Source organism: Chitinophaga sp. XS-30, from assembly GCF_008086345.1.
Classification (GTDB): domain Bacteria; phylum Bacteroidota; class Bacteroidia; order Chitinophagales; family Chitinophagaceae; genus Chitinophaga.
In genome coordinates this window covers 674,478-695,831 of the sequence record NZ_CP043006.1, presented here as the reverse complement: position 1 = coordinate 695,831, position 21,354 = coordinate 674,478, and the positions used below count along the sequence as shown (strand labels likewise).

The following is a 21,354-nucleotide window of genomic DNA, read 5'->3' as shown; positions in this document are numbered from 1 at the left end:
GTTATTCTTAACGCCCTATTTTTTTGCCCCCAACTCCCGGTTTCTCCCCCGATTTTCCTAAATTCCCCTTATTAAACATTTATGATATGGAAACCATCAGCTGGCATGATTTTGAAAAAGTGCGCATGCACGCAGGCACCATCCTGAGTGTAAAGGAATTCCCCCAGGCCAGGAACCCGGCCTACCAACTGGAAGTGGACTTCGGTCCGGAAATAGGTATCAAACGCTCCTCCGCCCAGATCACGCAATTGTACGAGCCGGACACGCTCATCGGCCGGCAGGTGATTGCCGTTATCAACTTTCCCGAAAAGCAGATCGCCAATTTTTTCTCCCAATGCCTCATCCTGGGCGTTGTGGGAGACGAAAAGGGAATTGTGTTGCTGCAACCTGACCGCCCCGTGAAGAACGGCCATAGAATAGCATAACGGGATTATTCTTAATTTAAATATATGTATAATATGATTGCTGCCTACCCGATTTCCGACCTTTACCAACAATTTTATGCTTTTCACGGAAATCGGGTTGCGGAGGAACAGAACCGCCCTATCTTTGGTTCAGGTTTTTCATAGGATATGGTTAAAATTATTACAAAGGCGGTATTCTTACCGCCTTTTCTCATTTTCAGCCACTGCTGATCCATCCCTATATTCTTATCTTGATACCTATTTTCCGCCATTAATATTGCTTTTCCGGTTTTCGTTTAAGGGGGTTTTCTGTGCGTTTACCAGAAAAATTATAGCATTCGCTAGTTTGGAGATTAGTGTTACTTCTAAATTATGGAAATTCGTAACAGGTTTTTCAATAAAGATATGGTTAAAATTTTTCGGGGCTGTATTCTTGCAGCCCTGTTTTTTTGCCCCTAACGTATTGAATAAACGAAAAAGGCCGCTTCTCATTTGGGAAGCGGCCTTTTTCGTTCCATACCGGATCACTTGCCCGCGAATCCTGCAGGCAAAGGTTTCTCCAACAGGTTAGTGTACACAAAGCGATAGGTCTCGTTCCGGGAATGCAGGCCTTTGGCTCCTCCCCATCCATGGCGCTCACCAGGGTAGAGCATCAGCTCGAAATGTTTATTCAGGTCCTGGAACTTGTTGACCAGCTGAATGGTGTTCTGCAGATGGACATTATCGTCCATCGTACCATGCACGATCCTGAGCAGGCCCTTGTACCGGGCGGCATGGGTAATGGCCGATGTGATCCTGTAGCCTTCGGGGTTCTCTGCCGGGGTATCCATATACCGTTCCGTATAATGGCTGTCATACAGCTGCCAGTCGGTCACCGAGAAGTTGGCAATGCCATGGGTGAATACATCCGCGCCATAGGTCAATGCCATGCAGGTCATATATCCGCCGAAGCTGCCGCCGGTAATGCAGATCTTTGAAGCATCCACACCGGGCTGACTGATCAGCCATCTGGCGCCGTCCATATAATCCTCAATTTCGTGTTTGCCCAGCTGACGGTGAATGTCGTTCATGCCTTTTTTACCAAGATGGCCGGCTGCGCGGTTATCCATCACCACCTGTATAAGGCCTTCTTTGGCATACCATTGCGCCGGGAGGCTCGGGCGCCAGGTGTCGTAAATGCTTCCTGCATCAGGACCGCCATAAATGCTGATCAGCACCGGGTATTTCTTCCCGCTTTCCATTTTTTCCGGCCAGATGATGGTCATCGGCAGTTCCAGGCCATCGCGCGTTTTATAGCTTTTCAGCTCCGGCAGCGCCAGGGCGTACGTGTTGAAGGCAACGCCGGCGGCATTGCCCAACTCCCGGATCAACTTGCCTTTATCATTCAGCAGCGCCATTCGCGGCGGAGTGCGCATGTTGCTGTAAGTGGTGATGAAGTATCCGCCTTCGGGTGCCAGTTTCACATCATGAGAAAATTCTCCGAAAGTGAGGCGTTCCGGCTCTCCGCCATTGAAGCGGACCTTGTAGAGGTCAAAACGGGTGCTGGCTTCTTTACGCGCCGTAAAATAAACCAGCTGCTTTTTTTCATCGATCTGCAGGATCTGCCTTACCCGCCAGTTGCCGGCGGTGAGCTGTTTTTTCAGGCTGCCGTCCATATTGAACAGGTAGATATGGTCCCAGCCGGATTTGTCGCTTTTCAGGATAAATCCTTTCTCGCCGGCGAGATAATGAATATCGGTGAACCAGTCGATCCAGGTGGGTTGTTTTTCATGATATACCGGCTTTTTTGCACCGGTTTGCGGGTCGATCGCATAGATGATGAGATTGTCCTGCCCCCGGTTCATCCATTGCGCCCAGAGCGTTGTGCCATCCGGCGTCCAGAAAGGCTGCCCGAAATACTGGTCGTCTTTCGCATTGAAATCCGCCCAGGTGATATTACCGCCGGTCACCGGTACGATCCCGACCCTGGTTTCAGGATTGGTATCGCCGGCCTTGGGGTAACGTGTTTTTTCCAGGAAGCCATGCTGGCCTCTTTCGCTATAAATAGGGAACATGGGCACCTGCGTATCGTCAAAGCGCATGAATGCGATCTTCCGGCTGTCTGGGCTCCACCAGAAAGCGCGGTAACGCGAGGCACGGCCGAGTATCTCTTCATAGTACACCCAGGAGGCCCAGCCATTGTACACCACATCGGAACCATCGCTGGTATAACGGATCTCTTTCCTGTTGGCTACTTCCACGGCATAGAGGTCGTTATTACGGGTAAAGGCCACATATTTTTCATCCGGGGAAAGCACAGGATTTTTCTCCTCCACGGAATCCTGCGTCAGCCGGATCTCTTCACCGGCGGGGGTGCGGAGATACACATCGTTATCCCTGACGGATACGGTGCTGCCGGTTTCGGCCGGTGCGGTGTAAGGTGATGTTTTCCCCGTGCGGGCATTTACCCGGTAGGACTGGCCGTTACGTGCCTCAATGTAGTGGTCCTTGTCCGCCCAGCCGCGGATAGCGGGCAAGGGAGCTGTGAGCGTAACGGGACTGGTAAAGATCTGGTCGAAGGTCAGTTCCTTCTTTTCCTGTGCGGTGGCGGGTAATACCACAAGCAGGGATAAGCCGGCCAGCCATGCCGGTAGTGTTTTGCTGGTACTTCTCATAATTGAACAGGTTGATGTGCGGGCTTTACGGCCGCAGCGTGACGAAAATAAAGATCAAAAGTCAATTATGGGAATGAAATATACCGGCGGCGCCGGCTATTGCCGGAAAACCACCGGTTATGGCATCGGGAATGTTACATAGCAGATGTCATGGGCATAGCAATATTATCCGGCGTATATTCAGTATGTTTTCACAGGATATGGTCAAAAAAAAACGGGGCAGTGACTCAGGTTACCGCCCTGTTTTTCTTTTCAGGAGCAATATTGGCAATGATGATGGCGCCGGCCATCAGCCCCAGGTCTTTCAGCAGATTGCCGGGAGCATCCAGCCTGCCTTTTATCAATCCGGGCAGATGAATGGTCGCGATGTACACCAATAACAGCAGGGCCAGCAGGTAACCCGCGATCCGCGCGGGCTTCCCGAAAATAATGGCAACCCCTGCCGCTATCATACAGATACCTGTAAAATACACCCAGAAAACACCGCCCGGAACAGGAACAACCGGCGCCAGCCGCTCGCCGCTCGCCAGGTGGTTCACGCCGTAGTACACGAACACCATAGCATACAGCACGATCGGGAGTTTGGTAGGAATAAGAATTTTCATGCCAGAAGGTTTTGGATATAACCCCAAAAACGGGGCCGTGGTTCACCACAGGTCCGCGACCGGCGTTATGCAACAAAAAAAGGCTGTTTCAAAAGCATATCCGTTTTTGTCCGGATGCCCGAGGGAGAAGATTTTCGTTTGCACGATGTTCAGCCCCTCAGGTTACTTTTGAAACAGCCTGCTGATATGCAGTTTTTAGCTTTTATCACCCGTTCTCCGGCCGCATCTGCGGGAAGAAAAGCACATCCTGGATGGACGGCTGATTGGTCATCAGCATGGTCAGCCTGTCGATACCGATACCGATACCGGAAGTGGGCGGCATGCCGTATTCCAGGGCGCGCAGGAAATCATAATCGATATACATCGCTTCATCATCCCCTCTTTCCATCAGTTTTACCTGATCTTCGAAGCGCTGGCGCTGGTCTACCGGATCATTCAGCTCGGAGTAGGCATTGGCGATCTCTTTGCCGTTGCAGATCAGCTCAAAACGTTCCACCACGCCTGCTTTGCTGCGATGTTTCTTGGTGAGCGGGCTCATCTCCACGGGATAATCGATGATGAAGGTGGGCTGTATATAATGATGTTCGCATTTTTCGCCGAAGATCTCATCTATCAGCTTTCCTTTGCCGGAGCTGGCTTCCACGGGGATGTCCAGTTGCCGGCATACTTCGCGCAGCTGTGCTTCATCCATGCCGGTGATATCGATACCGGTATGCTCCCTGATGGCATCGTACATGCTTACACGGCGGTAAGGCGCTTTGAAGTCGATCTCCTTGTCACCCACCTGCACTTTGGAGCCGCCGTTCACGTTAACGGCCACTTTTTCAAGCAGCGCTTCGGTGGTGCGCATCATCCATTCATAATCCTTGTAGGCTGCGTACATTTCCATGACGGTGAATTCCGGGTTGTGCGTGCGGTCCATGCCTTCGTTCCGGAAATCTTTCGCAAACTCAAAAACGCCGTCAAATCCGCCTACGATCAGCCTTTTCAGGTACAGTTCGTTGGCAATGCGGAGGTACAGCGGCATATCCAGCGCATTGTGATGCGTGATAAAGGGGCGTGCCGCGGCTCCGCCGGGGATAGCCTGCAGGATGGGCGTTTCCACTTCCAGGTATCCCAGCTCGTTATAGAAATCACGGATGGTCTGCATCAGGCGGGTACGCTTGATGAAGGTTTCTTTCAGCTGCGGGTTGATCACCAGGTCCGCATACCGCTGGCGGTATTTGAATTCCGGATCGGTCACCGCATCAAAGGTCTCTCCTTCTTTTTCTTTCACTACGGGCAGGGGGCGCAGGGCTTTGGCCAGTATCTCCAGTTCCTTTACATGGATGGAGGTTTCTCCCGTTTTGGTCACAAAGGTATATCCCTTCACGCCGATGAAATCACCGATATCCGTCAGCTTCTTCCACACCTGGTCATAAAGGGATTTATCTTCACCGGGGCAGATCTCGTCCCGTTTAATATATAACTGGATGCGGCCCTTGCTGTCCTGCAATACCGCGAAGTTGGCCTTGCCCATGTCCCGGGTGCTCATGATGCGGCCGGCGAGGCACACATCCTGGTATTGGTCTTTGGTCTCTTCGGAGTATCCGGCCTTGATGTCCACGGAATATGCATTCACGGGATATTCCGGCGCCGGGTAAGGGTCGATGCCCAGGTTGACAAGTTCCTGGAGTTTCTCCCGGCGGATGATCTCCTGTTCTGATAGCTGTTGTTGGGTAATTACGCTCATTTTTCTTGTGTAAAACTGGTTTTGCCGTTGCCATGGCGTTGTGAAACGCCGGACGGAGTGCAAAAATAGATGATTTCAGCGGTTTTATCTGCATGAAGGCTGCCTGCCATGCCGCAACAGAAGACGGATATCAACTTTTTTTGTTCCTTTAACAGCTGTAATTGGTTCGGTTATTGCTTAAATTGTAGTTAAAACCACTGGCATGAAAACCATCATTGTCCCTACAGATTTTTCAGAAACTGCTTATAATGCTGCCCGTTATGCCATTGGCCTGGCGGGCCAGACAGGGGCTACCCGCATTGTGCTGTATCATGCATATGAGTTGATCGTTCCCATCCCCGATCTGCCCACCGCAGTGCCGATGGTGAATATGGAAGACCTGAAAGCGGCCAGTATAGAAGGTCTTGAAAAGATGAAAAGGCTCCTTACACCGGAAATTCCCGCGAACACCGTGCTGGATTTCCGGGCGGACAATCATTTGCTGGCGGCGAATATCGACCAGGTTTGCAAGGATGAGCAGGCGGACCTGGTGGTGATGGGCATCACCGGCGGCAGCCAGCTGGAAGAGATACTGGTAGGCTCCAATACGGTGGATGTGGTGAAAAGCTCGGATTTCCCGGTCATCGTAGTGCCGGCACAGGCGGCTTTCCGGCCGGTACGCAAGATCGTGTTCGCCTGCGATCTCCGCAAAGTGGCCAAAACCACCCGCAAAGATGTGCTGTACAAGCTGCTGGACCTGTTCCAGGCGGAATTACACGTATTGAACATCCAGAAAGAAGGCCGCGAGCACATCCATCCGGAAGAGAACCAGGAACTGGACAACATGCTGCATAATTACAATGCGCATTATCATTTTGTAGATCATCCGAATACTGTAGAGGGCATTACAGCGTTTGCAGAGAATAGCGGTGCGGACCTGTTGCTGATCATCCCGAAGAAACACGGGTTGTTCGACAGCATTTTCAAGCGCAGCACCACATCGAGGATCGCTTTTAACACGCATGTACCATTATTGTCTATTCATGAATAAAAGCCCTATAAATCAAAACTATGCTTAAAAGAATTATCCTGCTGACGGCAGGCGTATTGTGCCTGCACACGGTTACTGAAGCGCAGATCCTGAAAAAGGCTTCCGGCGTGCTGAAATCCGCTACCGGCGGCGGCACTACCACCGGGAATGTTACCGAGAATGAGGCCGGAATGGGCATCAAGGAAGCGCTGGAGAAGGGCGTGAGCGCCGGGATCTCCATGCTCAACAAGGAAAATGGTTTTTTCGGCAACGAACTGTATAAAGTACTGCTGCCGCCCGATGCCCTGAAGGCGGAAAGGGCGCTGCGCAGCATTGGCCTTGGCGGACAAGTGGATAAAGCCATCCTGCAGATCAACCGCGCGGCTGAAGAAGCGGTTGGCTTTGCCAAGCCCATCTTTGTAAATGCCATCAAACAGATGACGATCAACGATGCGCTGGCGCTGCTCACCGGTGGCAACAAACGCGGCGCAACAGATTATTTCCAGAACAAGACCACGGCATCGCTGACCGCAGCTTTTTCACCGGTGATAGACAGCGCACTGGATAAAACAAGCGCCACGAAGTATTATAGCGATATCGTCACCAAATACAATAGCCTGCCTACTTCTTTCAGCAAGGTAAATCCGGACCTGAAGGGCTATGTTACGGAAAAGGCCGTGAAGGCGTTGTTCGACCAGATCGCCAAGGAAGAACTGGCGATCCGCGAGAACCCTGCGGCCAGGAGCACCGAGCTGCTGAAGAAAGTTTTCGGGGGGTAAGGCCGCTGACTCAGCGTATTAAAAGATCATGGCTTCGCGGCCTGTACCCTTGTACGGAACGCGAAGCCATCATTGTTTACGGCAAACTCATCCTCCCGCCAGCAGCACCTGCCAGGCGTCATCGACCCTGTTCTCCGCCAGCAGCTGCTTGGCATAGGTATGCAGCTCTTGCTCCATCTCCTCCGGGTTTACGCTATAATATTGCATGATGTTTTTCAGGTGATCGTCCTGGAAGGCAGCATCTATCACCGGCAGCTCATGCACGTTGCCCAACTGGCCGAGATTATTGCCGGTCAGTACACTGCTGTTGCGGATGCTCCATGGCAGCGCATCCACACCAATGCCCAGCTGAAGATTGGGCTTGGTCACTTCAAATACGGCATTTCCGGAAGCGCGGCAGTAATAGTCGCCGCCCATGCGGGCTACCAGGTCTATCTGCTGCGGGTCGATCTTTCCGTTCACGTCCAGGATATCATCGTTGATGTGCAGCAATACCGGTTCGCAAATAACGAGGTTGCCCGCGCCGCCTTCTTTGCCGGTTTCAATGACCTGTTTCACGATGCATTCTATCTGCACCGGGCTTTCTTTCACGCGGAAAGGCTTTACCCGCTCGGATGCCAGCGGCGTGAAGCCTGATTTTTCAAATTCGCTGACGCCTTTGGGGTACTCGCAGCTGGACAGGGAAGCCTGCTGCACCATGGCATAGGTTACTACATTGATCACCACTTCCCGCGTGGCGTAGATGTTTTCCAGTGTATGCTTCACCGTATTGTCCCGCACCCTGCGGGAAGGGGAAAAAATAAGGGTGGGGGGATTGGAGCCAAAGACATTGAAAAAACTGAAGGGGGACAGGTTGGCCTGTCCTTCAGCGTCTACCGTACTGGCGAAGCAGATGGGCCGCGGGGCCACGGCTCCCAGCAGGTATGCATGCAGCTGGCCGGTTTTGATCTCTCCGGGAACTATTTTCATCGTGTGATGTCGTTTTGGATGTTTTATGCATTCTTTTTCCGGGCCAGGATGGAAAAGTCCGAATCTTCCGCTACAATGGTGTTGCTCAGTTTGCCCAGGCCATCGATCTCCATTTCCACCACATCGCCGGGTTGCAGCCATTGCGCCACGTAATCGGGATCATTGAGCTTGCCGGTGCCGTTCAGCTCCAGGAAGCAGCCGGTACCAACGGTGCCGCTGCCGATCACATCGCCGGGCAGGATGTCCGCCCCGTAAGCGCAACGCTCCACGATCTCCGCAAACGTCCAGTCCATATCCCCCATATTGCCTTCGCTCACCTGTTTGCCGTTCACCCAACAACGCATTTTCAGGTTGTAGGCGTTGCCGGTATGCCCTTCCTTCGCGGGAATGCGGTAAGGTTCCAGTTCATCGGGCGTTACCAGCATGGGGCCGATAACGGTGGAGAAATCTTTTCCCTTGGCGGGGCCGAGGTTCAGCTTCATTTCCTCCATTTGCAGCAGGCGTGCGCTCATATCGTTCATGATCATATATCCGCCGATGTATTCATCTGCTTCTTCGGCGGTGATATTGCGGCCGCGTTTGCAGATGACGATGGCCGCTTCCAGCTCAAAGTCGAGGTTCCGGAAATGGTCCGGCATGCAGCGGATCTCGCCGGGCCCTTGTACGGCATTATGGTTGGTGAAATAAAAGATCGGGTATTGATCGAATTCGGGGATCATGTCCACTTTCCGGTTGCGGCGCGCCGCCGCCACATGCTGGCGGAAAGCATAGCCGTCGCGGCAGGACGTGGGGAACGGCACCGGCGCCAGCAGGGCAACATTATCATATGGCACGCCCCAGGTACTGGCCCTCGGCATTTTGCCGGCTTTCAGCTGCGCATCGATGCTCTTGGCCAGGTCTATTACTTCATCCCACATCTGCAGGAACATGTGCATGGTGGTAGGCAGGTCTGGATGCAGCTCCTGCATATTGTACAGTTGCCCGTCCACCAGTATGGCCAGCTGGTCTACTTCTTCCCTTAAATACGTAACAAGTTTCATTGGTTCGTTTGATTTTTAATGGTCTGATGGAACGCGCCTGACGATGCGTCCCATGGTTATGTTTTGGTGTTTTGGCTTCAAATATAGCCCTTTTGAAGATCGGATTTTTTATAGCTTTAAGGTATGTTCCGGCTCATATCCACCATCATCATGTTATGCGCACTTTCCGCTGCGGCGCAGCAGCAGGACAAGTTCCTGGAAACCCTGCTGCAGCGGCATGCTTCACCCGCATTGCAACATGTTATGCAGCATCCGGACTCGTTCCGTTACCAGCTCATTTATACGCAGATCAACCGTGATGCGCAGAACAGGCCCGTTTTCCGGCATTACTATTATCATGTGGATGCGGACCGGTATTTCAACCCCGCGTCTACCGTAAAAATGCCGCTGGCCTTCCTGGCGCTGGAGAAGCTGAATGAGCTGGCCGTGCCGGGGCTGAACAGCAATACCCCGATGTTTACGGACAGTGCTTACAGCGGGCAATCGCGCGTGAGCCGGGATACCTCGGCTGAAAACGGCCTGCCCTCCATTGCGCAATACATCAAAAAAGTGTTCCTCGTCAGCGATAACGATGCCTATAACCGGCTGTACGAGTTCATCGGCCAGCAAACCATTCATGAAAAGCTTTGGGCGAAAGGGTATCCCCGGATGCGTATCGTCCGCCGGTTCGTGCCGATGAATGAGGAGGAGAACCGGCATACGAATCCCATTCGTTTCGGCACCGGTGCGGAGCCGGTTTACAGGCAACCGGCTGCGGTCAGCAACCTGGCATATGATTTCAGCAAACCGGTGTTTATCGGTCAAGCGCATTACGACCGCAATGAACAGCTCGTCAACAGCCCGATGGATTTCACCCGGCACAATAACGCCCCGCTGGAAGATCTGCAGCAACTATTGCAGTCGGTATTATTTCCCGCCTCGGTGCCGCCGGAGAAGCGGTTTAACCTCACCGCGGAGGATTACCGGTTTTTATACCGCAGTATGGGGGCTTTGCCCTTCGAATCCCGGCATCCGGCATACGATACCGCGGAATTTTTTGACAGCTATACGAAGTTCTTCCGGTTCAAGGCCGGCAGGGGGAAAGTTCCGCCGTACATCCGGGTATTCAACAAAACCGGCTGGTCCTACGGTTTTTTGACGGATGTGGCCTATTTCGCGGATTTCAGGAACAAAGTGGAGTTCATGCTGAGCGGGAGCATTTATGTTAACCGGGACGGGGTGCTGAATGACAACAAATACGAGTATGAAGAGATCGGGTATCCCTTCTTTAAAGAAGTAGGGGATATCATCTATAATTATGAATTGCAGCGCAAAAGAGCGTTTCGGCCGGATCTTTCCCTGTTTGAGGAGGCCACTGCGGGGCTGGGGAAACCGCCAACAGCCATCACGCGGGGCGACACGACCAAAAAACGTGTAGCCATTGTATTTACCGGGCACGAGTTTGCGGACGGGGGCATGCACATCGCGGATGTGCTGAAGCGGCGCAAGGTGCCGGCCTCCTTTTTCCTGACCGGTACTTTTTACGAAACGGGGGCTTTTGCGCCCCTGATCCGGCGTCTGAAAGCGGATGGCCACTACCTGGGGCCGCATTCCGGGCGGCATTTGCTGTATTGCGACTGGGGGCAGCGGGACAGTCTTTTGGTGACGCGGCAGCAGTTCGAAGAAGACCTGGCGCTGAATTACAGGGCAATGGAACGGCATGGATTGCCTGCACCGCATTATTTTCTGCCACCCTATGAATGGTACAATGATTCCATTGTGCACTGGACCGGGAACCTGGGCCTGCAACTGGTGAATTTCAGCCCCGGTACCCGCAGCACATCGGACTATACTTATCCTGCGATGGGGAAAAGTTACCGGGACAGCGAAACCATTCTCCAGTCTATCTTAGACTTTGAAAATCAGCGCCCGGCAGGCCTTAACGGGTTCATATTGCTCTTACATATAGGAACGGACCCGAGGCGTATCGATAAATTTTATTTACAATTGGATAAATTGATACGATATTTGCAGCGTAACCAATATGAATTGGTTACCATACCCCGGCTGTTGTCCGATCGTCCTTAGCAAGTAACGGCACCCGGCAATGGCATCATTTAGATTGTTTCCCTACTCCTGTTACCGTAAAAGCAAATTGTTTGATTTTTAAATTCTAGGAGTCATGAAGTTTGACAAAATTAAGAACAAAGGACAGGCAAGATTATTCGAGAGTCAATATCTGGAAGTGCTCACTAAAACGCATCCCCTTATTATCTGGGGAATGTATCTGCCTGTGATAGGCTACATGCTTTACTACAGTTATGCTTCCCTGGCGTATGGCATGGGGCAGGTTGCAGCAGTATTTATCGGCGGTCTTTTCTTTTGGACGTTGTTTGAATACATTATGCATCGCTTCATTTTTCATATGGTAACAGAAGACCCGAAGATGAGGCGTTTCGTGTACGTCCTGCACGGTAATCACCATGAATATCCGCGGGATAAGCAGCGCCTCTTCATGCCCCCGGTGCCGAGCCTTATCATTTCCTCTATCCTGTTCTCCCTGCAGTATCTGCTGATCGGTAAAGCGGCGTTCATGTTTTTCCCCGGCTTCATTCTGGGGTATCTGGTATATGGCAGCATGCATTACGCCATCCATGCGTGGAATCCTCCTTTCAAGTTCATGAAACCGCTATGGCGCAATCATCACCTGCATCACTACAAGAATGACGACAAAGGGTTTGGTGTGAGCACAGCTTTCTGGGACCGGGTGTTCGGAACTTTCTTTGACCTGGATAAGGAGAAGGAAGATAAGGAGAAAACGAAATCCCTGATGTTTGACAGGAAGTAGTGTGGGTCACCATTTTTCTTCATCATCTGTAAGGCTTTCCGGCGGCTGGCGGTAGATCTCCCGGCTCCGGATCTTTTCCATCTGCCGTTCAATGATCAGTTGCGCCAGGGACGTGAATACGTCCGGGTAGCTTTCTGCTGCCAGTATCTCCTTTACTTTGCGTTCAGAAACGTCTACCTGGTAAAGCAGCAGCACGAACTGCTGAAAATCCCGTTCTACGAGTACTTCCAGCCGCTCTGCCAGCCGTTTTTGCAGGTCTTCCCGGCTGACGGCGGCGGGTACACGGATGCCCGTATTTTCCTGCAGCCATGCGCCCGTTTCCTGTAAATAACGGTCGGCCATCATTTTACCTGCTTGATCTTGTAAGAGGCGTTGGTGGTAATGCGCACCGGTACGGTGAGGTCTTTCCGCAGCTGTTTTTTCCGGTTGGCGAGATAGATATATTTCCCTGACATTTCCGTGTTCTGGATGCAGAGGCTGGGAAGTCCGCTTTCCCGGTTGATCACATAGTTGCTGGTTTTGTTTGCCTTCGATATCCGCGGTGGCCTGGATACCCTCTTCTATGGTAAATATCTCCGTTTTGTCGGTTTTTACATTGCCGGTGCCGTTGATCTTGGCGGAGTTGCTGTCCCAGTAGAGCAGGTTCCAATAGAGGTCTATCCTGCCCTGGAGGCCCGTTCTGAGGGGAACGCTCTCTTCCCACTGGGTACCGTTCTTGATGCCGTGGATGGGATATACCACCAGCAGCTGCTCCAGCCAGGAGCGGAATGCATTGGTGCCGAACTGGTCTTTCAACAGTTTTTTATAAGCGGTCTGCTCATCTTCCTTCAGGGAGGAAAAAGCGGCGGAAGCCTTGTCCATCAGTGCATCAAGGCCTTCTACCTTGTTGATGATGCCGCTGGACTGTATTTCTACCGTAAAGGGCTGTTCCAGCAGAAGGGCCAGCGCGCCCTGGAGCGGCTCGTCGTGTTTCGTTTTCCCGTCTACATATATGTTGACGTTTTTGGAGTTGAAATTGAACTTCAGGTCTGTGTACATCCAGGTCAGCAGGGTAACGCCCGGACCGGCCTCGGTGACCTTTACGGTCATTTGCGTATTGTAATCGCGTGTGGTGCGCTGAACTACTTCGTTTACCGTGATATAGGTCTCACTACGGCTTTCCTGTTGCAATGTGAACTCATCGCCCGTTTTAAATTTATAATCCAGCTCCACATATTCCTGCTGCGCGGAGAGCGAAAGAGCACAGCCAAGCAGTGCTGCCAATCCGGTAATCTTTTTCATCCGTTTTTTGTCTTTTATCGGCTTCGCGGATATTTCCCCTGACAGAAAGGAGATATCCGTGAGGCCCGGTTCATTTTAAACATATTTTTCAATGACCCCCAGCCCGAAGAGCGCATAGTCATATTTGACAGGGTCCTCCGGGTCCAGTTCCCGGAGCACGGCGGTCAGTTCGCGAGCGGTTTTCCAGTTGGCTTCCGCTTTTTCGATAAGGCCCAGCCTGGCAGCTACCCGGCTGACATGAACATCCATCGGGCAGATGAGCTGTGACGGCAAAATGTATTTCCATAAACCAAAATCCACGCCATTTTCATCTTTTCTTACCATCCAGCGCAAAAACATGTTCAGCCGCTTGCAGGCGGAATTGCCTTCGGGGCTGGAAACGTGCTTGCGGGTGCGCTCCGGATGCTCCAGGGAAAAGAACATCTGGTGGAAACCGGTCAGGGCTTTCTCCGTATCGATGTCTGTTTCATCCATATGGCCGCTGAAAGCAAATTCCAGGGAGGTCACATTGGAATAGTAATGCTGGAGGAACTCCACGAAATACATCAGGTCAAGCCCGTTGAAGGTGCGATGCTTGAAGCCCATCAGGCGCATCCGGTCCTGGGCCTGGTGGTTCAGGATGAAATCGTAGGGTGCATTATCAAAGAGCTCCATCAGTTCCGTACACTTGTTGATAATGGTGGTACGGTTGCCCCAGGCCAGTATGGCGGCGAACAGGGCAGCGATCTCTATATCCTGCAACCGGCTGTAGCGGTGGGGAATGCTGACGGGATCCCCGGCTACGAATGCCGGTTGATTGTAATATGCCGCTTTGGCATCGAGAAAATCTTTCAGTTGTTGGGACTTCATACGGTTATGGTATATGGACTGCCGCTGCTTACAGCGGAACGTAGGTGTAATCTGCTAAAAATAATCTGTTTCTCCCGGTTTTTCTAATCAGGCGGCTAACTAGCCTAAAGCCTGCTTCAGATCTTCCACCAGGTCGGTCGCATCTTCGATACCTACGCTCAGCCTCATCAGCGAGTCCGTCAGTCCGTTCCTGATCCTTTCTTCCCTTGGAATGGAGGCATGCGTCATGGTAGCAGGATGCCCGATGAGGGACTCCACGCCGCCGAGAGATTCGGCCAGGGAGAACAGTTTGGTACTGCTCAGCACTTTGAGCGCAGCCGCCTGGCTGTCATCCTTCAGGGAGAAAGAGATCATGCCGCCGAAACCCCGCATCTGTTTTTTGGCAATGGCGTGATTGGGATGATCTTCAAAACCGCACCATAACACTTTCCCTACGGCAGGATGCTCCCGGAGGAAGCGGGCAACGGCCTCTCCGTTCTCGCAATGCCGCTGCATGCGCACATGCAGGGTCTTCAATCCGCGTAATACCAGGAAGCAATCCTGCGGTCCGGGTACGGCGCCGCAGCTATTCTGGAAGAAAGCCAGCTGTTCCGCCAGCGCATCGTCCTTTACGATCACCGCGCCATGCACCACATCGCTGTGTCCGCCGAGATATTTCGTTGCGGAATGCACTACAATATCCGCACCAAGATCAAGCGGGTTCTGGAGGTAAGGAGATGCAAAAGTATTGTCTACGCTCAGCAGTACCTTGTATTCTTTGGCGATGGCTGCGCAGGCCGCTATGTCGATGATATTCAGTAAAGGATTGGTCGGTGTTTCTATCCAGATCATTTTCGTTTGTGCATTGATGAAAGGCACAATGTTCTGTGCATCATGCATATCCACGAAATGGAACCGGATGCCGTAACGGGCGAAGACCTTGGTGAAAACCCGGTAGCTTCCGCCATAGAGGTCGCTGGAAGCGATCACCTCATCGCCGGGGGAAAGCAATTTCATCACCACATCTGTAGCAGCCATGCCGCTGCTGAAGCAAAGACCATGTTTTCCGTTCTCAATGGCAGCCAGCGCATTTTGCAGGGCGTGGCGCGTGGGGTTCTGCGTACGGGCATATTCGTAGCCCTTATGATCGCCCGGCGCACGCTGCACATAGGTGGAAGTCTGGAAGATGGGCGTCATAATCGCGCCGGTGGATGGGTCCGGCTCAACGCCCGCGTGAATGAGTTTAGTACCTAACTTCATGGTTTGCTTTGTTTTAAGAACTATCAAAGGTAACGAATTTGGAAATGGGGATGTTTTTGCCATTACCGGAGGTATATATAGTGGATATACGTAGTTATACTATAACACTTACGTAGTATTACGGGAATGCTGTAATGCTTATTACTACGCACTTTCAGGGGAATCCGGCAGGTATTTTCCCGGACCGCCCGTCCCATACCTCGGGATATGTGACGGTCACGAGGAAATTTGATGCGTTCACCAGAAACGGGTTTTGTCCTGGCCATTTATCGCCTAATTTTACCGTAGGTTTTTCATAGGATATGGTTAAAAATTTCTGAAGGCGGTATTCTTACCGCTTTTTTCTTTCTATCTCTCCCTATAGCTATATATGTAATACAAAAGGCAGCGAACCGTCGCTGCCTTTTGTTATGTAGTGAATATCAGGATATTATTTCTTTTTGGCGGCGGATGCGGCGGCATCATTCCAGCGGATGGGGAGGCTGACCTGGGTTTTGTCCCATCCGATCAGCAGATTGGCGCCGTAAGCAGCCTTTTCGAATACCATGCTGAAGGCTTCCAGTTCCTCGCCGGCCTCGCGTACGGGTACGTCTGTACGCACAAGGTCCAGGCTTTGCTCATATTTATAGGCGCCCCAGATATCGGTCTGTTTGTTGATGATGACTGTCCATTTCGCTTCAGCAGGGATGGCGTAGAGGGTGTACCGGCCTTTGGGCACCTGCTTGCCGCCAATGATCACCGGGCGGTAAAACTCAACCTCCGTTGCTTCATTTGCGCCAAGGCGCCATACCTTGCCATACTCCACCAGGTTCCCGAAGATCGGGCGGCCTTTTTTCTGCGGCCGGCTGAACACTGCACGGGCCACCAGGGTACCCGGCTCTCCTTTCACCTTGCACACATAGGGGTACATTACAGGGAAATAAGCCATGTCCATCGGGCTGGGATCTATCGGCGGCATTTTCCTTTCCTGCCCCAGAGCCGGTTGCAGGGCGGCCAAACCTATTATTACCAGTAGTGCTTTGATCGTGTTCATAACCTGTGTATGCTTTATGGTTTTATCAATTTATGCCCAAAACTAGGCGATTTTCAGAAAATCCTCAAAAGGAGTATATAATTATATAAGGACGCTCCTGCTACCCGATACCCTCATAACGGCTTTTCATATAGTCCAGCGCGTCCGGGAAAAATTGCCGGTAACACAGTTCCAGCGTCCGGTAATGCTCTTCAAATACCGCAAAAGGAACGGTGGCGGGTTTATCGAAATACCGGGCTCTCCGTATGATACCGGAAAAACTGCTGAAGATGCCGGTTCTCTCCTGATAATGATACAGCCAGTTCTGGCTGCGCATATACCCGGATACCCGCCTGAACTCCGGCGGCAGCTGGCTGTCATAAGTAACCAGTATGTCGTACACAGATGCGGCGAAGGCAGCCAGGGCGTCCCCGGGGAAATGTTCCGGATCATTGGCCAGGAAGTGATCGTAGACCACGTCCATGAACACCGGGCCGTAGGGGCCGCAGGCCGGCCGGAACACCGCATTGGCCTGACGGGTAGCCGGATGGCCGTCCGTAAACTCATCCAGTGCGCGATGCAGCCGGATGCCCTGCTGTATCCTTTTATCATAGGAATCGATCTGTTTCCCTTTCACAAAATCCGCGATCAGCTGGCCAACGGTAATGGCCGGATCATGAAAAGAAAGGTAGGCGTGTGCGAGATAATTCATGGGCTGTTGAACGGTAAAAGATAAGTTATGAACGGCGGAGACCTGATAAACAGGACGTTTCCTCCTTTCCAAGATAAGACTTATCTGCGATGGTGTCCGCTTCCGGGAATAAGTGTCCGCTTTTGAAAAACGCTTGCCGTACACTACCAGTTGTCACCAGCATTCCACTTTAACAAAGTCTTAACCCTTGTCCGTGCAACATTTGCTCTTTCCGCTCAACTCCTTTGCTGTATTGGCTTGCAGCGATCCCCTCCAGATGCTTTCAGGTAAGCGTGATAACATGCATAACATTGATTTAATCTTGCAGCACCACTCCTAAAGATTCGCTTGCCAACCGCTTGCCACCGGAGTACTTTTACACCGTAATCACAAACAATTTTTTTAAACACTAAACCAGATAAAACTTTTCCGCCATGAAAAAAATTATCGCCATTCTTACCCTCGTTGCGGTATTTACCAGCAGCGCCGTAGTAGCCAGAGACAATTCCGTCAGCAACAAAAAAGTGATGGATGCCTTTAACAAAGAATTTGTAGGAGCAGAAGATGTATCCTGGTACAGCACCAAGGACAAGTATGTTGCCAAATTCACGATCAATACCTCCAAGGTAACCGCGCATTTTGACAATGAAGGCAACCTGCTCGCTACGTCCCGTTACATTACGGACAGCGAACTGCCGCTGAATGTTATTACCAAACTGATGAAGAAGTTCCCTGACCAGCGTATACACAGCGTAGTGGAGTATGACGCTAACGACACGACCACCTATGTTGTTACGCTCGAAAGCGAAACACACTGGACCGTGCTGAAAGCGCAGTCTTCCGGTTATGTTACCACCCTCAAGAAATTACAAAAAGCGTAGTACACAGTCACACCAACAGGTTTTAGTTTTAGTTTAATCAGTCATAACCGTTCCGTTTTCCCGGAACGGTTTTTTTTATGTCTTTATCTTACCTTTGCGGCTTAAACGAAGAAAATACTGTACTGTTATGAATAAAGGACCGATCTCTCAGTTTATCCAGCATCATTACCGCCATTTTAACGCCGCGGCGCTGGTAGATGCGGCAAAGGGGTATGAAACACATCTGCTGGAAGGCGGTAAAATGATGGTAACCCTCGCCGGCGCCATGAGCACGGCGGAACTGGGCATTTCCTTTGCAGAAATGATCCGCCAGGGGAAAGTGGATATCATCTCCTGCACCGGCGCCAACCTGGAGGAAGATATCATGAACCTGGTGGCGCATACGCATTACAAACGCGTTCCCCACTACCGCGACCTGAGCCCGGAAGATGAATGGAAACTGCTGGAAGGCGGCTTTAACCGCGTAACAGACACCTGCATTCCGGAGGAAGAAGCCTTCCGCCGCATACAACAGCATATTTACAAGATATGGAAAGACGCGGAAAGCAACGGTGAACGCTATTTTCCTCATGAATACATGTATAAACTGCTGCTTAGCGGCGTCATGAAAGAGCATTACGAGATCGATCCGAAAAACAGCTGGATGATCGCTGCGGCGGAAAAGAACATTCCCATTGTTGTACCCGGATGGGAAGACAGCACCATGGGCAATATCTTCGCTTCCTACTGCATAAAAGGAGAACTGAAGGCCAGCACCATGAAGAGCGGTATTGAATATATGGTGGAACTGAGCGACTGGTACCGCAAGAACTCTTCCGGCAAGGGCGTAGGTTTCTTCCAGATCGGTGGGGGCATTGCGGGAGATTTCCCTATCTGTGTGGTACCGATGATGTACCAGGACCTGGAATGGCATGACGTGCCTTTCTGGAGTTACTTCTGCCAGATATCCGATTCCACCACCTCCTACGGTTCCTACTCCGGCGCCGTGCCCAATGAAAAGATCACCTGGGGCAAGCTGGATATCCATACACCCAAGTTTATTGTGGAATCAGACGCCACCATCGTTGCGCCGCTGATCTTTGCATACCTGTTGGGCTGGTAAGCTCATTTGCCGTTTTCCCGGGCAATGCCGATACTGCGTTGCCCGGGAAACGGATACCTGACAAACCCGTTGACCCCGGTTTGAACCCGGCAATTTTTAACTAGTAAACATTAGGCATGGCACCAACCACCCCGGATAGCCCCCTGTGCCTGTTTTAACAAATCTTTATCAAATTACATATGCACAATTAAAATATTTATTTACATTTGCTTAACAATATGATTATGCATGTCATATTTTTAAGTTTTTTTAAATTCCGCGGTAAATTCTTTTGGCAGTTTCAAAACACTTCGTACATTTGACCCGCAAAGTCAAAAGGTCAAAAGGTTCTTTGTACTTCTTTTCATGGCTGAACAGGATCAAAAAAGGGAAGTGATACTGGAAGCTGCGCTAAAGCGCTTTTCGCGCTATGGGCTGGCCAAGACGACCATGGGGGAGATTGCAGGGGACCTGGACATGTCCAAAGGATCTTTATATTATTATTTCCCGGATAAAGACCGCATTTATGTGGCGGTGATCGAAAGGATCGTTTCCCGTTGTTTTGCGGACGTCAGCAGTTTCCTGGAAGGGCCGGTAACGGTACAGTTGGTGATGGACAGGTATCTGACGCTGAAAGAAAAGATACTGCAGGAATATCATTTCCTGTTTGGTGTGCACGAATGGGTGCGGGAAAAGCCCGGCAACCTTCAGCGGCAGGTAGGCGAGCTGGTACAGCAGGCGGAGAGCCGTTTTCTGGCAGCCTGGATACGCAAGGGAATTGCAGATGGGGAGATATCGCCGCAGCATGATCCCGAAAAGACCGCCGAAATGCTGGTGCATGTGTTATTTGGTTTGTGGGTGATCTGGTGCAAGTGGCAGGCCCAGGGTTTTGAACTTCATCATACAGAAAATATAAAAGAATTTATGCACCGTGAAAAGATGGTACTGACCATATTCTTTAACGGCTTAAGATAACCACGGATACAACCAGCTTCTTCTTCCCCCGATTGGCATGTATGTAGAAACATGAACAGCGGAATCAATTATTTGACATAATCAAAAATTAAATTGTACGACAGATGAAAAAAATGATCGTTTTGGCCGTAGTGGGCCTGTTTGGAACTCAGTTTGCGAAAGCACAGGTAGCTAAAGGTGATTTTCTTGTAGGTGGAGGCGTTGGCATCAGCACAACATCCTCCAAGGAAAATGACGCAACAGATGACAAGATGACGACCACCGAGTTCTTTATCAGCCCGAAAGTTGGTTATGCTTTGAGCGACAAATGGATGATCGGTGTAATGGCGGAAACCAATTTCTTCACCAGCAAAGATGAAGTTGCAGGGGTTGAGGACAAGCGCAATACTACCATGATCATTCCTGGTGTTTTTGTTCGTAACTACCATGTGATCGGCGGTTCCAAATTTGCCTTCTTTGGTGAAGCTAATGTTGGTTATGGTTTCGGCCAGACCAAGCAGGATGGGGACAAGGTGTCCAGCAACAGCGGTATCTACGCCAATGTTCAGCCGGGTATCAGCTATTTCGTTACCAAATGCTTCGTGATCGAAGGTGTTTTCGGTGGCCTGAGCTATGCTAACACCACTTCAGAAGCAGAAGGATCGGACATCAAATCCAAAAGCAGCGCTTTTGATTTTGCGTTCACCCAACAGTTCCAGCTGGGTGTGAGCTTCCTGTTCTAATCTAACTATTACTCTTTTTTTGAAAGCATTGCTGTTTGACCGGCAATGCTTTTTTCATTTCGGGCGACTTTGGCAGAGTTTTGGCAATACCACTTGTGAAATAATAACCAGTCAATGAAAAACAACAGGATCATATTATCGTGTTTGCTGGCAACCGCTATTGTCTTCGGCAGTTGTACCGTGTACCATGATTCGCAGGGTAACCGCATTCCGCCGGGGCAGGCGAAGAAGATGTATGGTACGAAATCAGCGAAGCCGTTTGCACCGGGCCAGCAAAAGAAACAACATTAAAAATGCAGTGTATGAAAAAGATATGGAGCGCATCAGTCGCTGTTGGTGCAATATTGATCATCGGGGTAAGTTGTGCAACGCCAAAACTGCCACCCAAGCCACCGAAACCTCCACGCCCGCCGCACGGCCCTTTTGTGATGGAACAGCAGGTGATTACGGAAACGACCATAGCATACCCACATATATGACGATTGAAGGTAGAGGTGCATGTTTAGCCATGTGAAAGTAAAAAGGCCCCGGTCAGCTGACCAGGGCCTTTTTCAGTGAAGGATGTACTCACGGAGAGACAAATAAAAAGGGTGTATCGGACCTG

At 51.0% G+C, this 21,354-nt stretch carries 20 protein-coding genes; 10 read left to right on the top strand and 10 right to left on the bottom strand.

Annotated features, from left to right (window positions below; all coding sequences use genetic code 11):
* Positions 1-86 precede the first annotated feature (86 nt).
* Positions 87-425: a tRNA-binding protein gene (locus tag FW415_RS02870; RefSeq protein WP_148382793.1), complete on the top strand. Its 339-nt coding sequence runs from the start codon at positions 87-89 to the stop codon at positions 423-425.
* Between the two features lie 503 nt (positions 426-928).
* Here the strand turns inward: FW415_RS02870 and FW415_RS02865 are convergent.
* The 3 genes from FW415_RS02865 to lysS all read right to left on the bottom strand — a co-directional run bounded on the left by FW415_RS02865 (position 929) and on the right by lysS (position 5,395).
* Positions 929-3,058: a S9 family peptidase gene (locus FW415_RS02865; protein ID WP_148382792.1), complete on the bottom strand. Its 2,130-nt coding sequence runs from the start codon at positions 3,056-3,058 to the stop codon at positions 929-931.
* 227 nt (positions 3,059-3,285) lie between these two features.
* Positions 3,286-3,663: a DoxX family membrane protein gene (locus FW415_RS02860; RefSeq protein WP_148382791.1), complete on the bottom strand. Its 378-nt coding sequence runs from the start codon at positions 3,661-3,663 to the stop codon at positions 3,286-3,288.
* Positions 3,664-3,868: 205 nt separating this feature from the next.
* Positions 3,869-5,395, bottom strand: coding sequence for a lysine--tRNA ligase (lysS, locus tag FW415_RS02855; protein ID WP_148382790.1), 1,527 nt, complete (start codon positions 5,393-5,395; stop codon positions 3,869-3,871).
* Between the two features lie 202 nt (positions 5,396-5,597).
* Between lysS and FW415_RS02850 the strand changes: the two genes are divergently transcribed.
* Positions 5,598-6,425, top strand: a complete 828-nt coding sequence (locus tag FW415_RS02850) for a universal stress protein (RefSeq protein ID WP_148382789.1) — start codon at positions 5,598-5,600, stop codon at positions 6,423-6,425.
* Between the two features lie 20 nt (positions 6,426-6,445).
* Positions 6,446-7,183 (top strand): DUF4197 domain-containing protein, encoded by a 738-nt coding sequence (locus FW415_RS02845; RefSeq protein WP_148382788.1) that lies wholly within the window; start codon positions 6,446-6,448, stop codon positions 7,181-7,183.
* An 87-nt stretch (positions 7,184-7,270) separates the two neighbouring features.
* Here FW415_RS02845 and FW415_RS02840 read toward each other — a convergent pair whose 3' ends face one another.
* Together FW415_RS02840 and FW415_RS02835 are read right to left on the bottom strand one after the other, a co-directional pair.
* Positions 7,271-8,152 carry a flavin reductase family protein gene (locus FW415_RS02840; protein WP_148382787.1) on the bottom strand — a complete coding sequence of 294 codons (882 nt, stop codon included), beginning with the start codon at positions 8,150-8,152 and terminating at the stop codon, positions 7,271-7,273.
* Positions 8,153-8,175: 23 nt separating this feature from the next.
* A complete protein-coding gene (locus FW415_RS02835) occupies positions 8,176-9,192 on the bottom strand; it encodes a fumarylacetoacetate hydrolase family protein (protein ID WP_148382786.1) in 1,017 nt (338 codons plus the stop codon).
* Between the two features lie 123 nt (positions 9,193-9,315).
* Between FW415_RS02835 and FW415_RS25120 the strand changes: the two genes are divergently transcribed.
* Both FW415_RS25120 and FW415_RS02825 read left to right on the top strand, forming a co-directional pair.
* A complete protein-coding gene (locus FW415_RS25120) occupies positions 9,316-11,259 on the top strand; it encodes a serine hydrolase (RefSeq protein ID WP_210420819.1) in 1,944 nt (647 codons plus the stop codon).
* 94 nt (positions 11,260-11,353) lie between these two features.
* Positions 11,354-12,019: a sterol desaturase family protein gene (locus FW415_RS02825; protein ID WP_148382785.1), complete on the top strand. Its 666-nt coding sequence runs from the start codon at positions 11,354-11,356 to the stop codon at positions 12,017-12,019.
* Positions 12,020-12,025: 6 nt separating this feature from the next.
* On the opposite strand, the gene FW415_RS02820 is transcribed toward FW415_RS02825, so the two are convergent.
* The 5 genes from FW415_RS02820 to FW415_RS02800 form a co-directional block, all read right to left on the bottom strand.
* The gene (locus FW415_RS02820) at positions 12,026-13,300 is read right to left on the bottom strand and encodes a DUF6263 family protein (RefSeq protein ID WP_148382784.1); all 1,275 of its coding nucleotides are present in this window, start codon (positions 13,298-13,300) and stop codon (positions 12,026-12,028) included.
* Between the two features lie 75 nt (positions 13,301-13,375).
* The gene (locus FW415_RS02815) at positions 13,376-14,149 is read right to left on the bottom strand and encodes a TIGR02757 family protein (protein WP_148382783.1); all 774 of its coding nucleotides are present in this window, start codon (positions 14,147-14,149) and stop codon (positions 13,376-13,378) included.
* A 99-nt stretch (positions 14,150-14,248) separates the two neighbouring features.
* A complete protein-coding gene (locus FW415_RS02810; RefSeq protein WP_148382782.1) occupies positions 14,249-15,388 on the bottom strand; it encodes a cystathionine gamma-synthase in 1,140 nt (379 codons plus the stop codon).
* Between the two features lie 430 nt (positions 15,389-15,818).
* Complete coding sequence (locus FW415_RS02805; RefSeq protein ID WP_148382781.1) at positions 15,819-16,421, bottom strand: DUF2911 domain-containing protein; 603 nt, start codon at positions 16,419-16,421, stop codon at positions 15,819-15,821.
* Between the two features lie 100 nt (positions 16,422-16,521).
* Entirely contained in the window at positions 16,522-17,112 is a 591-nt protein-coding gene (locus FW415_RS02800; protein ID WP_148382780.1) for an ACP phosphodiesterase, read from the bottom strand.
* 413 nt (positions 17,113-17,525) lie between these two features.
* On the opposite strand from FW415_RS02800, the gene FW415_RS02795 reads away from it, so the two are divergent.
* The 5 genes from FW415_RS02795 to FW415_RS02775 all read left to right on the top strand — a co-directional run bounded on the left by FW415_RS02795 (position 17,526) and on the right by FW415_RS02775 (position 21,041).
* The gene (locus tag FW415_RS02795) at positions 17,526-17,972 is read left to right on the top strand and encodes a PepSY-like domain-containing protein (RefSeq protein ID WP_148382779.1); all 447 of its coding nucleotides are present in this window, start codon (positions 17,526-17,528) and stop codon (positions 17,970-17,972) included.
* 127 nt (positions 17,973-18,099) lie between these two features.
* Entirely contained in the window at positions 18,100-19,074 is a 975-nt protein-coding gene (locus FW415_RS02790) for a deoxyhypusine synthase family protein (RefSeq protein ID WP_148382778.1), read from the top strand.
* Positions 19,075-19,419: 345 nt separating this feature from the next.
* A complete protein-coding gene (locus tag FW415_RS02785) occupies positions 19,420-20,028 on the top strand; it encodes a TetR/AcrR family transcriptional regulator (RefSeq protein ID WP_148382777.1) in 609 nt (202 codons plus the stop codon).
* Positions 20,029-20,132: 104 nt separating this feature from the next.
* Positions 20,133-20,750, top strand: a complete 618-nt coding sequence (locus tag FW415_RS02780; RefSeq protein ID WP_148382776.1) for an outer membrane beta-barrel protein — start codon at positions 20,133-20,135, stop codon at positions 20,748-20,750.
* A 114-nt stretch (positions 20,751-20,864) separates the two neighbouring features.
* The gene (locus FW415_RS02775; RefSeq protein ID WP_148382775.1) at positions 20,865-21,041 is read left to right on the top strand and encodes a quinol oxidase subunit 4; all 177 of its coding nucleotides are present in this window, start codon (positions 20,865-20,867) and stop codon (positions 21,039-21,041) included.
* Positions 21,042-21,354: the final 313 nt, after the last annotated feature.